Annotated in this window: 12 protein-coding genes; 9 read left to right on the top strand and 3 right to left on the bottom strand. The window is 70.4% G+C overall.

What is annotated here, in order from left to right:
- Positions 1-199: 199 nt before the first annotated feature.
- The 3 genes from J2Y70_RS20610 to ubiH are packed head-to-tail and all read right to left on the bottom strand — an operon-like array spanning position 200 to position 3,650.
- Complete coding sequence (locus J2Y70_RS20610; protein WP_309921940.1) at positions 200-1,210, bottom strand: hypothetical protein; 1,011 nt, start codon at positions 1,208-1,210, stop codon at positions 200-202.
- Between the two features lie 50 nt (positions 1,211-1,260).
- The gene (locus J2Y70_RS20605; RefSeq protein WP_309921937.1) at positions 1,261-2,439 is read right to left on the bottom strand and encodes a UbiH/UbiF family hydroxylase; all 1,179 of its coding nucleotides are present in this window, start codon (positions 2,437-2,439) and stop codon (positions 1,261-1,263) included.
- Positions 2,436-3,650, bottom strand: a complete 1,215-nt coding sequence (gene ubiH / locus J2Y70_RS20600) for a 2-octaprenyl-6-methoxyphenyl hydroxylase (protein WP_309921934.1) — start codon at positions 3,648-3,650, stop codon at positions 2,436-2,438. Before ubiH ends, J2Y70_RS20605 begins: the two co-directional genes overlap by 4 nt.
- 196 nt (positions 3,651-3,846) lie before the next feature.
- On the opposite strand from ubiH, the gene J2Y70_RS20595 reads away from it, so the two are divergent.
- From J2Y70_RS20595 to J2Y70_RS20555, 9 genes are all read left to right on the top strand, one after another.
- A complete protein-coding gene (locus J2Y70_RS20595; protein ID WP_263397346.1) occupies positions 3,847-4,431 on the top strand; it encodes a hypothetical protein in 585 nt (194 codons plus the stop codon).
- A gap of 22 nt (positions 4,432-4,453) precedes the next feature.
- Positions 4,454-5,008, top strand: coding sequence for a cob(I)yrinic acid a,c-diamide adenosyltransferase (locus J2Y70_RS20590; RefSeq protein WP_309921930.1), 555 nt, complete (start codon positions 4,454-4,456; stop codon positions 5,006-5,008).
- 34 nt (positions 5,009-5,042) lie between these two features.
- On the top strand, positions 5,043-5,948 hold the full coding sequence (locus J2Y70_RS20585; RefSeq protein WP_263397344.1) for a histone deacetylase family protein: 906 nt from the start codon (positions 5,043-5,045) through the stop codon (positions 5,946-5,948).
- A gap of 108 nt (positions 5,949-6,056) precedes the next feature.
- The gene (lptD, locus tag J2Y70_RS20580) at positions 6,057-8,402 is read left to right on the top strand and encodes an LPS-assembly protein LptD (RefSeq protein ID WP_369011119.1); all 2,346 of its coding nucleotides are present in this window, start codon (positions 6,057-6,059) and stop codon (positions 8,400-8,402) included.
- The gene (locus tag J2Y70_RS20575; protein WP_309921922.1) at positions 8,399-9,778 is read left to right on the top strand and encodes a peptidylprolyl isomerase; all 1,380 of its coding nucleotides are present in this window, start codon (positions 8,399-8,401) and stop codon (positions 9,776-9,778) included. Before lptD ends, J2Y70_RS20575 begins: the two co-directional genes overlap by 4 nt.
- A 2-nt stretch (positions 9,779-9,780) precedes the next feature.
- Positions 9,781-10,758, top strand: a complete 978-nt coding sequence (pdxA, locus tag J2Y70_RS20570) for a 4-hydroxythreonine-4-phosphate dehydrogenase PdxA (protein ID WP_309921919.1) — start codon at positions 9,781-9,783, stop codon at positions 10,756-10,758.
- Between the two features lie 131 nt (positions 10,759-10,889).
- The gene (gene rsmA, locus J2Y70_RS20565; RefSeq protein WP_309921917.1) at positions 10,890-11,690 is read left to right on the top strand and encodes a 16S rRNA (adenine(1518)-N(6)/adenine(1519)-N(6))-dimethyltransferase RsmA; all 801 of its coding nucleotides are present in this window, start codon (positions 10,890-10,892) and stop codon (positions 11,688-11,690) included.
- A gap of 382 nt (positions 11,691-12,072) precedes the next feature.
- Positions 12,073-12,456, top strand: a complete 384-nt coding sequence (apaG, locus tag J2Y70_RS20560) for a Co2+/Mg2+ efflux protein ApaG (RefSeq protein ID WP_145705570.1) — start codon at positions 12,073-12,075, stop codon at positions 12,454-12,456.
- Between the two features lie 10 nt (positions 12,457-12,466).
- The gene (locus tag J2Y70_RS20555; protein ID WP_309921912.1) at positions 12,467-13,411 is read left to right on the top strand and encodes a symmetrical bis(5'-nucleosyl)-tetraphosphatase; all 945 of its coding nucleotides are present in this window, start codon (positions 12,467-12,469) and stop codon (positions 13,409-13,411) included.
- The last annotated feature ends 173 nt before the right edge of the window (positions 13,412-13,584 follow it).

The raw sequence follows: 13,584 nt of genomic DNA, 5'->3' as shown, positions 1-13,584 counted from the left end.
GAACGCGCGTGCGCGGAACTGGATCTGGCTGTGGGAGAGCAACAGATCCACCGTTTGCACGCGACGCTTCATCGGCGACCTCATTTCCGTTCTGGCCTTCGCAGTGTCCGGCGGGCGCCTTCGTGGTCGACAGCGCGCGCAGCCGCACCATCAGCCCGGCCACCTCGTTTCGGCGGCCAGCTGCCGATCTTGCATGCGGCTAGCGTCCGTACAAGAGGGTGTCCAACCGGCTCCGGCCTTCTTCGCTCGCCGGAACGCCGTGGCCTGCAGGAGCGCTTTCGAACAGCACCTTCCCGATCGCCATGCGGCGTTCGCTCAGCGCGTCCCGCAACCTGCCGAACAACGGCGCGTCATCGACATGCCGCTGGAGTTCCACGATCTTCTCCGGCCGGTCCTGCAGCACGTGGAAGCAGTAGTTCATGAGGATCATGTCCGAAACAAACAGGGCCTCGGCCGACTGCGAAGGACGCAGCGCGTCGACCAGCGCGGCGACGATCCGCCTCCGGTCGTGGGCGTACGCACGCAGGAACACGTCCGGATACATGAGCTCGCCCGAACCCTCGCCCACCCCGAAGCGATGGACTGCGGCATCGGGCTCCGCCAGCAACCTGATCAGGCCCGCCTGGTAGCCCTTCAGGGTGCGGAACAGGGCCTGCTCCTTCCGGTCATCGGCCCGGATCGCCGCATAGGCCAGGTCGACCACGTCCAGGAACGGCACTACCCCCCGCGCATCGGTAGCCATCACCATCCGGCCGCCCTCGATGCCGAACCGGCAATAGGTCTCGTCGTCGATGCTCAATTCGAACAGCAGGGCCCTGAGCAACGCGCTGCTCCGCCGTGCCTGCGTGTCGAGCTTGCCGTTCTTCAAGCCGATCAACTGGATCAGGCAGAAGAAGACGACATGCCCGCCGTCGGTGCGCCGGCGGTTGTCGATCTCGAGCAGGTAGCCGAAGCGGGACAGCACCAGCAGCAGCGCATGGCAGTCCGCTTCGGTGAACCCCGTTTTCGCCATGGCCTTCTCGAACGCCGCGACCGAGAACAGGTCGTGCCAGCGGCTCGCCAGAACGGCCGACCCATCGCGCTTGCGCGCGGCCACGCAAAACAGCGACGGCTCGTCCTGCTTGTAGAACAGGGGGCCGAACTCCCTCGGGCATGACCGGATGTCGAGGACGTTCTCAAGCTTATAGGCGAGCAGATCGAAGACGTCCATCTCAGTTGTTGCGCATGCCTGCGTCCTCGTGCCGTCCGACCGTGACCAGGTTACGTCCCCGACGCACGCTTCCAGAACCCATGCATCAGCACCGGCAGCTTGCCGGCCAGGCCCAGCAGCGGGCCGCGCAACAAGGTCAGGTGCATCTCGTCGTTGGAGAACAGCCGGTTGATCGCGTCGAAGCCGTAGGCGGCCACCGTGTTGTCGCTGCGGCGGCCGCGCGCCCAGCGCGCCAACCGGTGCGGCGCCGACCAGTCGACCCGCCGCGCCTGCGCCTGGCGCACCTGCGCGGCCAGCGCGGCCACGTCGCGCAGGCCGAGGTTGACGCCCTGCCCGGCCAGCGGATGCACCACGTGCGCGGCATCGCCCAGCACCAGCAGGCGGCCGCGGTGGTAGTCCTCTACCAGTTGCCGGCGCAGCGGGAAGCCGACCCGCGGCGACAGCGCGCGCACCGCGCCCAGCCGTGCGCCGAAGGCCTGGGTCAGTTCGGCGCCGAACGCGGCATCGTCCAGCGCCAGCACCCGCAGCGCCTCGGCCTCCGGCAGCGTCCACACGATGGAACTGCGGCCGTCGGCGAACGGCAGGAACGCCAGCGGCCCGCCGGGCAGGAAGCGCTGCCAGGCGGTGTCCTGGTGCGGCAGCTCGGTGTGCACGAAGGCGACCACGCCGCGCTGGCCGTAGTCGTGCGCCGGCGCGTCCAGCCCGGCCAGGCCGCGCAGCGTGGAATCGGCGCCATCGGCGGCGATCGCCAGGCGCGCGTCGAGCCGGCTGCCGTCGTCCAGGCGCAGGCGCACGCGCTCGTCCGACGTCTCCACCGCCTCCACCCGCGCCGGGCAGTGCAGCTGCACCCCGGCCGCCGGCAGCGCCGCCCACAGCTGCTCGACCAGCAAGGCGTGCTCGACGATCCAGCCCAATTGGTCGCGGCCCAACGCATCGGCGTCGAACGCCAGTTCGCCACCGCCGCCGGAATCCCACACCCGCATGCGCCGGTACGCGCTGGCGCGCCGCGCCAGCACCTGCGGCCACACCCCGAGCGCCTGCAGCAGCGCGGCGTTGTCCGGGGCGAAGGCGTAGACCCGCAGGTCCGGTTCGGACGGCGACCAGCGCGGCGGCTCGCGGCCTTCCACCAGCGCCACCGCCAGGCCCTCGGCGGCCAGCGCCAGCGCGCAGGCGGCGCCGACCACGCCGCCGCCGACCACCACCACGTCCAGCACCCCGCGCCGGCTCATGGCGTCGTCTCCCGGCACAGCTGCGGCACGTCGCCGCGGAAGCCCATCGCGCCGCCGACCAGGAACGACTGCAGCGGCGCGGCCTGCGCGGCCGCCAGCAGGCCCAGGCTGCGCAGCGGGCGCAGCAGCGGCGCGGGGTTGGCGGTCAGCCGCGCCAGTCCGCCGGAGAAGGTCACGGTGCGCTGCCGGTCCTGCTCGCGGCGCTGCGCGTACTGCCGCAGCAAGGCCGGCGCGCCCGGGTCGGCGCGGTCGCGCTCGATCAGTTCGGCCAGGGTCAGCGCGTCGCGCAGGCCCAGGTTGAAGCCTTGCGCGCCGAGCGGGTGCAGGGTCTGCGCGGCGTTGCCGAGCAGCACCGCGCGCGCATCGGTCAGGCGCTCGGCCAGCCCCTGCACGATCGGATAGGCGCTGCGCTCGCCGCTGCCGAGCAGGCGCCCGACGCGCCAGCCCAGCGCGTCCTGCAGGCGCTGCAGCCAGGCGGCCTCGTCGAGCGCGGCCACCGCATCGGCGTCCTCGGCGGCGACCGCATGGACCGCGCCGTAGTGGCGGTCGCCGCGCGGCAGCAGCGCGGTCGGGCCGTCGTCGCGGAAGCGCTCGTAGGCGGTGCCGTCGGGCTGGCGGCTGCCGCGCACCCGCGCCACGAACAGGGTCTGGCGGAAATCGTGGCGCGCGGTGTCGATGCCGAGCGCGCCGCGCACCGCGCTGGCGCTGCCGTCGGCGCCGACCAGCAGGCGCGCCTGCAGCACCTGTTCGGCGCCGTCCTGGACGATGCGCACGCCGCGCAGCGACGCATCCTCGCCGGCCTCCAGCGCCAGGAACCGCGCCGGCCGGTAGCGGCTGACGTGGGATGCGTCGGCCAGCCGCGCCTCCAACGCCTCGCCGAAATCGCGCGCCACCACCACCTGCCCGAACGCCTCGCGCCCGTAGTCGGCCGCGTCCAGCCGCACCCGGCCGAAATCGCCTTCGCGACTGACGTGGATGCGCCGGATCGGGCCGGTCGGCGTGCGCAGCCGCTGCATCACCCCGAGCGCGCCCAGCGCATTGACCGTGGCCGCGGCGAAACTCAGGTTGCGCTGGTCGAACACCGGCGGCAGTGCGCCCGGCGGCGCGGCCTCGACCAGGCCCACGTCCACGCCCAGCCGGTCCAGCGCGATGGCCAGGCTGGCGCCGACCAAGCCGCCGCCGACGATCACTACGTCATGTCGTTTGCTCATCCGGCCATGATACGACCGGCGCCAGAATCGGCGGTGATCGGGAGCACGCCGGAGCGCGCAGGGCCGGGGCGCACGCCGCGGCGCACGCCCCGGCTCCGCACCGACCGCAGCGCCGGGACCGGCGCCGCGGCCGGACCGCGCCCAGCCGCGCCGCTTCCAGTAGAATCGACGTCCTCCGTACCGGTGCCCGCCTGCCATGACGCCTTCCACCCACCGCCTCCCCGTCCTGCTCCTGCTGGTGTCGCTGCTGGCCGCGACCCGCATCAACCATTTCGGCGCGGTTCCGGACGCATCCTGGGCGGTGTTCTTCATCGGCGGCTTCTACCTGCGCGGCTGGACCCGCTGGGCGTTCCCGCTGCTGATGGCGCTGGCGGTGCTGATCGACTACCTGGTGATCCGCAGCCAGGGCCTGAGCTTCTGGCAGCACTACTGCGTGTCGCCGGCCTACTGGTGCCTGATCCCGGCCTACCTGGCGATGTGGACCGGCGGCAGCCTGGCGGCACTGGGCTACCGCGGCGCCGACTGGCGTGCGCTGCGCACGACCGCGGCCAATTTCATCGTCGCGGTGGCGCTGTGCCACCTGATCGCGCAGGGCAGCTTCTACTGGATCAGCCGCAGCGTGGCGAACCCGACCGTGGCCGGCTGGTGGCAGAACTACGGCGACTGGCTGCTGCCGTACATGGGCAGCGCGGCGCTGTACGTCGGGCTGGCGGCGGCGATCCAGGTCGGCGCCGAGCAGTTGGCGCGGCTGGGCGGGCGCGGCCAGTCCGTCAATCCCTGAGCCGGGCAGGCAGCGCGCGGCGATGGGCAACCGCCTTTCCAAGATCTACACCCGCACCGGCGACGACGGCAGCACCGGCCTGGGCGACGGCAACCGGGTCGGCAAGGATTCGGCGCGGGTTGCCGCCTACGGCACCGTCGACGAGGCCAACTCGGCGATCGGCGTGGTCCTGGCCTGTCCGCTGGCCGAGGACGTGCGCTCCCTGCTGACCGCGATCCAGCACCAGCTGTTCGATCTCGGCGGCGAGCTATGCATTCCCGGCCACGCCGCGATCCACGATGCCGACATCGACGCGCTGGAGCGGCACCTGGACCGCTACAACGACACCCTGCCCGCACTGAAGGACTTCATCCTGCCGGCCGGCGGCGAAGCCGCGGCGCGCTGCCACCTGGCGCGCACCATCGTGCGCCGCGCCGAGCGCGAGACGGTGGCGCTGTCGCGCCAGGACGCGGTGCGGCCGGAGGCGGTGCGCTACCTCAACCGCCTGTCCGACCTGCTGTTCGTGCTGGCGCGGGTGCTGGCCCGGGCCGACGGCCAGGGCGAAGTGCTGTGGCGCCACGACCGCCGCCAGGCCTGAGCGGCAACGCCGGCGCGCGCAGCGGGGGGCAAGCATGCTGATCTACACCCATCCCGCCTGCCTGGGCCATGTGCCGGGCCCGGAGCATCCGGAACGGCCGGAGCGCCTGCAGTCCATCACCGAGGCGCTGCGCGAGGCCTTTCCCGACCTGGAATGGCGCGAGGCGCCGCTGGCCAAGCTCGGCGACCTGGCACGGGTCCACGAACGCGAACTGATCGACACCGTGCTCGCCGACATCGACGGCAGGCGCATGCTCGACGTGGACACGGTGATCTCGCCCGGCTCGCGCGCCGCGGCCCTGCGCGCCGCCGGCGCCGGGCTGGCCGCGGTGGACGCGGTGATGCGCGGCGAGACCGACACCGCGTTCTGCGCCGTGCGTCCGCCCGGCCACCACGCCACCGCCGCCACCGCGATGGGCTTCTGCCTGTTCAACAACGTCGCCGTGGCCGCCGCCCATGCCCGCGACACGCACGGACTGGAACGCATCGCCATCGTCGATTTCGATGTGCATCACGGCAACGGCACCCAGGCGATCTTCGAGCGCGACCCGCACGTGCAGTACCTCAGCACCCACCAGTCCGGGCTGTTCCCCAACTCGGGCGGGGTCCACGACCGCGGTGTCGGCAACCTGCACAACGCGCTGCTGCCGCCGGGCAGCGGCGGTTTCCGCTTCCGCAACACCTGGGCCGACCAGATGCTGCCGCTGCTGGACGCGTTCAAGCCGCAGCTGCTGCTGATCTCGGCCGGCTTCGATGCGCACATGCGCGACCCGCTGGCCGACCTGATGCTGGAAACCGAGGACTTCGGCTGGCTCACCGCCGAGCTGCGCGCGGTGGCCGAACGGCATGCGCGCGGCCGCGTGGTGTCGCTGCTGGAAGGTGGCTACGACCTGCAGGCGCTGCGCGAATGCAGCGTCGCCCACGTCGACGCGCTGCGCTGACCGCCTCCGGGCGGATGAACCCCGTCCCCCGCCCCGGGGACGCCTTCATTGCCCCCATGCATGGGATGGGGCAAGCTAGCGGTCGTTTTAGCCCGATACCTGACGCGCGTGCGCCGAGCCCTCCGCCTGCTACCCCTTCCGTTCAGTATCGCCCTCTGCCTGCCGGCGATGGCGGCCGAGAAGCCACCCAATTGGGGCCTGTGTCCGACCCCGGACGTGCTGCCCAAGTTCGATGACGCGCCCAAGGTCGACCCGAAACTGGCGGCGATCCGCAACCAGCAGCCGACCAATATCGAAGGCGACCAGCTCTCGGGCACCACCACCGTGCCGAACTACACCGGCAACGTCGCGCTCAAGCGCGGCGACCAGTTCATGGGCACCGACAGCCTGCGCGTGGATACCGAGACCGGCAACTACATCGCCGAAGGCCACGTGCGCTACCAGGATTCGTCGATCCGCATGGTCGCCGACCGCGCCGAAGGCAACCAGGACACCGACACCCACAAGATCAGCAACATCCGCTACCAGCTGATCGAACGCCGCGGCAACGGCAAGGCCGACTCGGTCGACCTGCAGGGCGCGCTCGGGCAGATGCACCGCTCCACCTACACCACCTGCGATCCCTCGCAGCAGGTGTGGGAACTGCATGCGCCGGAGATCGACGTCGACAACGACGAGGGCTTCGGCACCGCGCGCAACGCGATACTGAAGATCTACAACGTGCCGGTGCTGTACGCGCCGTGGTTCAAGTTCCCGATCGACGATCGCCGCAGCAGCGGCTTCCTGTTCCCGGCCGTCGGCTTCTCCGGGCGCAACGGCTTCGACTACATGCAGCCGTACTACCTGAACCTGGCGCCGAACTACGACGCCACCCTGTATCCGCGCTACATGAGCGACCGCGGCTTCATGCTTGGCAGCGAGTTCCGCTATCTGTACGAAGGCGGCAAGGGCGAGCTCGAGGCCGCCTACCTGCCGTCGGACAAGCTGCGCGACAAGGACCGCGGCAAGTTCGAGTACCAGGGCTACCACAACATCGATTCGCACTGGCAGGCGCGCGCGTCCGTCGCCTGGGTCAGCGACGAGCGCTACACCGAAGACTTCTCCAACCGCCTGCTCGGCAACGCGATCTCCAACCTGCAGAGCACGGTCGGCGTCTACGGCACCGGCGAGACCTGGACCGCCGGGCTGATGGCCGATCGCTGGCAGCTGACCGACTACACCCTGACCGAGGCTGCGCTGCCGTACAACCGCCAGCCGCGCGCCTTCTTCAACTGGGACCAGTCGTTCGGCGACTGGTTCGAGGCCGGCGTCTATTCCGAAGCGGTGCGCTTCGTGCACGACGACATCCATACCAAGGACGCGGAGTACGAACGGACCGGCGTGACCACCGAAATGCCCGGCGGCACCCGCCTGGACCTCAAGCCCTACATCTCGATGCCGCTGGCCGGCGCAGCGTGGTTCCTGAAACCGACCGTGGCCTGGCGCTACACCGCCTACCAGTTGGACAAGGACCTGGCGGCGACGCTGGGCGGCGACACTTCGCCCACGCGCAGCCTGCCGATCACCACCGTCGACGCCGGCCTGTACTTCGATCGCGACGCCAAGTTCGGCGGCACCAGCTATCTGCAGACCCTGGAGCCGCGGCTGTTCTATCTGTACACGCCGTACCGCAACCAGGACAACCTGCCGATCTTCGACACGCGCGAATTCACCTTCAGCTGGGGCCAGCTGTTCCGCGACTCGCGCTACACCGGCGCCGACCGCCAGAACGACGCCAACCAGTTGACCATGGCGCTGAGCTCGCGCCTGCTGCGCCAGGGCGATGGCAAGGAGAAGCTGTCGGTCAGCTTCGGCCAGATCCTGTACTTCAACGATTCCAGAGTGAGCCTGCCGGGCAGCAACACCACCATCGAGCAGGGCAAGTCGGCGTGGATCGCCGACGCCAACTACATGATCAACGACCGCTGGACGATGGGCGCCACCTACCAGTGGGATCCCAAGTACCGGCGCAAGGACCTGGCCAGCTTCCGCACCCGTTACCTGCTGCCGGGCGACGGCATCATCAACGTTGGCTACCGCTTCCGCCGCGACCTGCTGGAACAGACCGACGTGTCGTTCCTGTACCCGATCAACCCCACCTGGAGCGTGGTCGGCCGCCATTACTATTCGCTGGAAGACAAGAAGCCGCTGGAAATCATCGCCGGCGTGCAGTGGGACAGCTGCTGCCTGGCCGTGCGCGCGCTGGCGCGGCGCTACGTGCGCAATCGCGAAGGCGACCTGGACACCGCACTGCAGGTCGAGTTCGTACTGAAGGGACTCTCCTCGCTTGGCCAGGACACGGACCGCGTTCTGCGCCGTGCTATTCTCGGCTACAACCGCGACGACCTGTACTTGGTCCCGCCCAGCAACACCACGACCGATCCGGACGATTACGATCCGAACCTGATTCCATGACCAATACCCTCTCTGCTTTCCTCGCCACCTTGCTGGCGATCGCCGGCGTGTCCGCTCCGGCTGCCGCGCAACAAACCCAACCGCTGGACCGCATCGCTGCGGTCGTCGACGAGGATGTCGTACTGCAGAGCGAACTGGATCGTGCCGTTCGCAACGTGAAGGCGCAGTATTCCGGCCGCGAAGCGCAGCTGCCGCCGGACAACGTGCTGCAACGCCAGGTGCTCGAGCGCCTGGTGCTGGTCAAGCTGCAGGTCGCCCGTGCCAACAGCACCGGCATCCGCGTCGGCGACGACGAACTGAACCGTGCGATCGGCAGCATCGCCCAGCAGAACGGCACCGACGTGGACGGCCTGCGCAAGAAGCTCGCCGCCGACGGCATGGCATTCGACGACTTCCGCAACTCGGTCCGCGACGAGATCACCGTGCAGCGCCTGCGCCAGAGCTTCGCGCAAAGCCGCATCAACGTCAGCGAGAGCGAAGTGGACGCGGCGCTGGCGCAGCAGGCCACCACCGGCGCCCAGTACCACCTGGCGCACATCCTGGTCGGCCTGCCGGAAGGCGCCACCGCCGAGCAGATCAAGACCGGCCAGAGCAAGATCGACGGGGTCAAGAGCCTGATCGACAAGGGCGAGATCGACTTCAGCGCGGCCGCGGTGCGCTATTCCGACAGCCCCAACGCACTGGAAGGCGGCGACCTCGGCTGGCGCAGCCTGGACGAGATCCCCAACGCCTTCGCGCAGCTGATCCGCGACCTCAAGCCGGGCCAGGTCGCCGGCCCGTTGCGCGGTCCCAGCGGCTTCCAGCTGCTGAAGCTGGTCGAGATCCGCGATGCCTCGGCCAACCCGGAAAAGAAGACGGTCACCGAGTACCACGCCCGGCACATCCTGATCCGGATCAACGAGGCGCAGCCGGAAGCGGCCGCCAAGGCCAAGATCGACACCCTGCGCGCGCGCATCGCCGGCGGCGCCGACTTCCAGGCCGTGGCCAAGGAGTCCTCCGACGACGCCAACAGCCGCGGCCAGGGCGGCGATCTGGGCTGGTTCCCGGCCGACGCGTTCGGCCCGGACTTCGGTCGCCAGATCGAAGGCCTGAGCGACGAGCAGATCTCGCCGCCGTTCCGCACCGAGGCTGGCTGGCACATCGTGCAGCGCGTCGCCACGCGGCAGACCGACGTGACCAGCGACACCCAGCGCGCCCAGGTCCGCGAGACCATCGGCCGCCGCAAGCTGGAAGAAGAGTACAACCGCTTCCTGCAGGAAATGCGCGGCGAAGCCTACGTGAACCTGCGCGTCGGCGGCGCCGAAACCTCCGCCGCACCTGCTGCCGATGCCACCGCGCCGGCGGCGACCCCGGCACCGGCCGCCACCAAGCCGTAACCGTGTTGCCCTCGCTCGCGCTGGTGCCGGGCGAGCCGGCCGGGATCGGCCCGGAACTGTGCGTGCGGCTGGCCCAACAGCCGCGACACGACTGCCAGCTGCTGGCCTTCGCCGATCCCGACACCTTGCGCGCCGCCGCTGCGGCGCTGTCGCTGCCGCTGCAGCTGCTGCCCGAATCCGCCCCTGCCCTCGCCCCCGGCGACCTGCGCCTGCGCGTGGTCGGCAACACCGTGCCCAGCCGGTTCGGCCAAACCGAGCCGGCCAATGCCATCGCGGTGATCGGCGCGCTGACCCAGGCCGCCGACGCCTGCCTGCGCGGCGAACTGGCCGGCCTGGTCACCGGCCCGGTGCACAAGGCGGCGATCAACGACGGCGGCATCGCCTACACCGGCACCACCGAGCTGCTCGCCCGCCATGCCGGGCGCGAGGTGGTGATGATGCTCGCCAACGACATCGTGCGCGTGGCCCTGGCCACCACCCACCTGCCGCTGCGCGCGGTCGCCGACGCGCTGACGCCCGCGTTGCTGGAGCGTTGCCTGCGCATCGTCCACGCCGCGCTGCGCAGCGAATTCGGCATCGCCGAGCCGGTCATCGCAGTGCTCGGACTCAATCCGCACGCCGGCGAAGACGGCCATCTGGGCCGCGAGGAGATCGAGGTGATGGCGCCGGTGCTCGCCGCCTTGCGCGGCGAAGGCATGCGCCTGCTCGGCCCGCTGCCGGCCGATACCGCGTTCCTGCCGCAGAAGCTGGCCGGCGTCGACACGGTGCTGGCGATGTACCACGACCAGGGCCTGCCTGTGCTCAAGTACAGCGGCTTCGAGCAGGCGGTGAACCTGACCCTGGGCCTGCCCTACCCGCGCGTGGCGGTCGACCACGGCACCGCGCTGGAACTGGCCGGGCGCGGTGTCGCCGATCCATCCAGCCTGTTCGCCGCGGTCGCGCTGTGCGCGCAACTGGCCGCGCGCAAGCAGCTCCTGTAGGAGCGGCTCTGGGTGGCCTCGGGCCATCAGCCGCGACAGGCACTTACCGCAACACTCGGTCGCGGCTAAAGCCGCTCCTGCAGGGACCGCGCCGCGCGCCATCCCGGCCCCCATCCCGATAAGATGCCCGCATGACTTCCTATTCCAGCTTCAGCGCCCCGGCCAAGAAATCGCTTGGCCAGCATTTCCTCAGCGACCGCGACTACATCGACAGCATCGTCCGCGCGGTGAATCCCAAACCGGACGATCTGCTGGTCGAGATCGGTCCCGGCCAGGGCGCGATCACCTTCCCGCTGCTGCGCCGCCACGGCCGCCTGACCGTGATCGAGTTCGACCGCGACCTGATCGCGCCACTGACCGCGGCGGCGGAAGGAGTCGGCGAGCTGACCATCCTCAACCGCGACGTGCTGTCGGTGGACTTCACCGAACTGGCTGGCAGCGCCGGGCAGATCCGCCTGGTCGGCAACCTGCCCTACAACATCTCCTCGCCGATCCTGTTCCATGCGCTGGACCACGCCGCGGCGATCGCCGACATGCACTTCATGCTGCAGAAGGAAGTGGTCGACCGCATGGCGGCCGCGCCGGGCAGCAAGGTCTATGGCCGGCTCAGCGTGATGCTGCAGGCGTACTGCGAGGTGACCTCGCTGTTCGTGGTGCCGCCGGGCGCGTTCCGGCCGCCGCCGAAGGTGGATTCGGCGGTGGTGCGGCTGGTGCCGCACGCGCCGCAGGACATCGGCATCGCCGATCGGCGGCGTTTCGCCGACGTGGTCCGCGCGGCCTTCGGGCAGCGCCGCAAGACCTTGCGCAACGCGCTCGGCGGGGTCTGCGACGCCGCCCAGTTCGAGGCCGCCGGCGTACGCCCGGACGCGCGCGCCGAGCAGTTGGAGGTGGCCGATTTCGTGCGCCTGGCCAACGTGCCGGCAAGCGCCTGAGCGGACCGCCGGCGCGGCAGCGGCAGCGGACCGTTCGATGTGCCGGCCTTGGCCGGGTCGCCGCGCGATGCGCCTGCGCGCGGATTGATTCTGATCGCCGGCGGTAACGGCGCGCCGGCAAGAGCACATCCTCACCGCCATGCACCTGCTGGCCTAGGGCCGCAGCTTTCGCGGCTGGTCCGGCGCCTTTCCCTGTCGCGCGACCTCACGTCAAGGGCCGTGGTCGCGGCGCCAGATCCTGCTCGCGCATTGCACCAATGCCGGCGCACGCGCCCTCCCATCGCGTGCAGTGCACGCCGCCGCACCTGCGCCGCGTCGCCGATGCGGCGATCGGCGAAGGTTTCTGGACCATTCCTGCACCGGCTTTGCTTACACTGTGGGCATGAACGATGACGCCCCCTACCGGATCGAGGTCGAAGTGTCGCCCCGATTCCTCGACGACCAATCGGCGCCGGAGGACGGACGCTACGCGTTCGCCTACACCATCCGCATCCACAACCGCGGCCGCGTCGCCGCGCGGCTGATCGCCCGGCATTGGGAAATCACCGACGGCAACGGCCGCGTGGAACGCGTGGACGGCGACGGCGTGGTCGGCGAACAGCCGCGGCTGCGCCCCGGCGAGGACTTCCGCTACACCTCCGGGCTGATGCTGGAAACCGAGCACGGCACGATGCGCGGCCACTACGACATGGAAGCCGACGACGGCACCCATTTCGTCGCACCGGTCGCCCCGTTCGTGCTGACCGTGCCGCGGACCCTGCACTGATGGCGTCGGCATGAGCGTGTGGGCCATCGGCGACCTGCAGGGTTGCTACGACATCACCCAGCGGCTGCTGGAGAAGATCCGCTTCGATCCGGCGGTGGACCGGCTGTGGTTCTGCGGCGACCTGGTCAACCGCGGCGGGCAGTCGCTGGAAACCCTGCGCCTGGTGCACTCGCTGCGCGCGCACAGCGAGGTGGTGCTGGGCAACCACGACCTGTCGCTGCTGGCGATCGGCGAGCGCAGCCCGGACGAACAACGCAAGGTCAATGCGGACCTGCAGCGCATCGTGCTGGCCGAGGACCGCGACGAGTTGCTGACCTGGCTGCGCATGCAGAAGCTGCTGCACGCCGACCGCGAACTGGGCTGGATGATGATCCATGCCGGCCTGGCGCCGAAGTGGACCACCACGCTGGCCGAGAAGCACGCGCGCGAGGTCGAGCAGCAGTTGCACGGCAGCGGCTACCGCAAGCTGTTCCGCAACATGTACGGCGACCGCCCGGCCTGGTCGCCGGGACTGACCGGCTACGACCGCTCGCGCGCGATCATCAACCTGTTCACCCGCGCCCGCTATTGCACCCCGCGCGGGCGCATCGCGATCGAGGAGAAAGGCACGCCCGGCACCCAGGCGCAGGGCCTGTATCCATGGTTCGAAGTGCCGGGCCGCGCCGAGCGCGACCTGAAGATCGTCTGCGGCCACTGGTCGACGCTGGGCCTGACCATCACCCAGGGCGTGCACGCGATCGACACCGGCGCGGTGTGGGGCGGCAAGCTGACCGCGCTGCGCCTGGACAGCGAAGACCTGCAGGTGGTGCAGGTGCCGGGACGCCCGATCGAAGGACCGTCGCCGGTGCCGCGTGCACGGCCGCCGCGGCGCAGGTCCGGTGGTGGGCGCGGTGCGGGTGGTGGTGCTGGTGCCGGCACTGCTGCGCCTGCGTCGCCGCCGCCCGATCAGGAATGACGATGGCTGGCGGCGGCAGGCACTGCGTCCGACTGCCAGGCATTCGTCCAGATGGGGCCACTTGTAGGAGCGGGGTGTGGCGCGCCCCGGGGGGTCCCTAACAACACCCGGGGGGGGGGAGACCGCGACCACAAAACAATCAACCCGTTGGAAACAAAAAGCCCAGCGGGGCG

It is taken from the genome of Xanthomonas sp. 1678 (assembly GCF_031455575.1).
Taxonomy (GTDB): Bacteria; Pseudomonadota; Gammaproteobacteria; order Xanthomonadales; family Xanthomonadaceae; genus Xanthomonas_A.
This window is presented reverse-complemented; position numbering and strand designations above follow the sequence as displayed.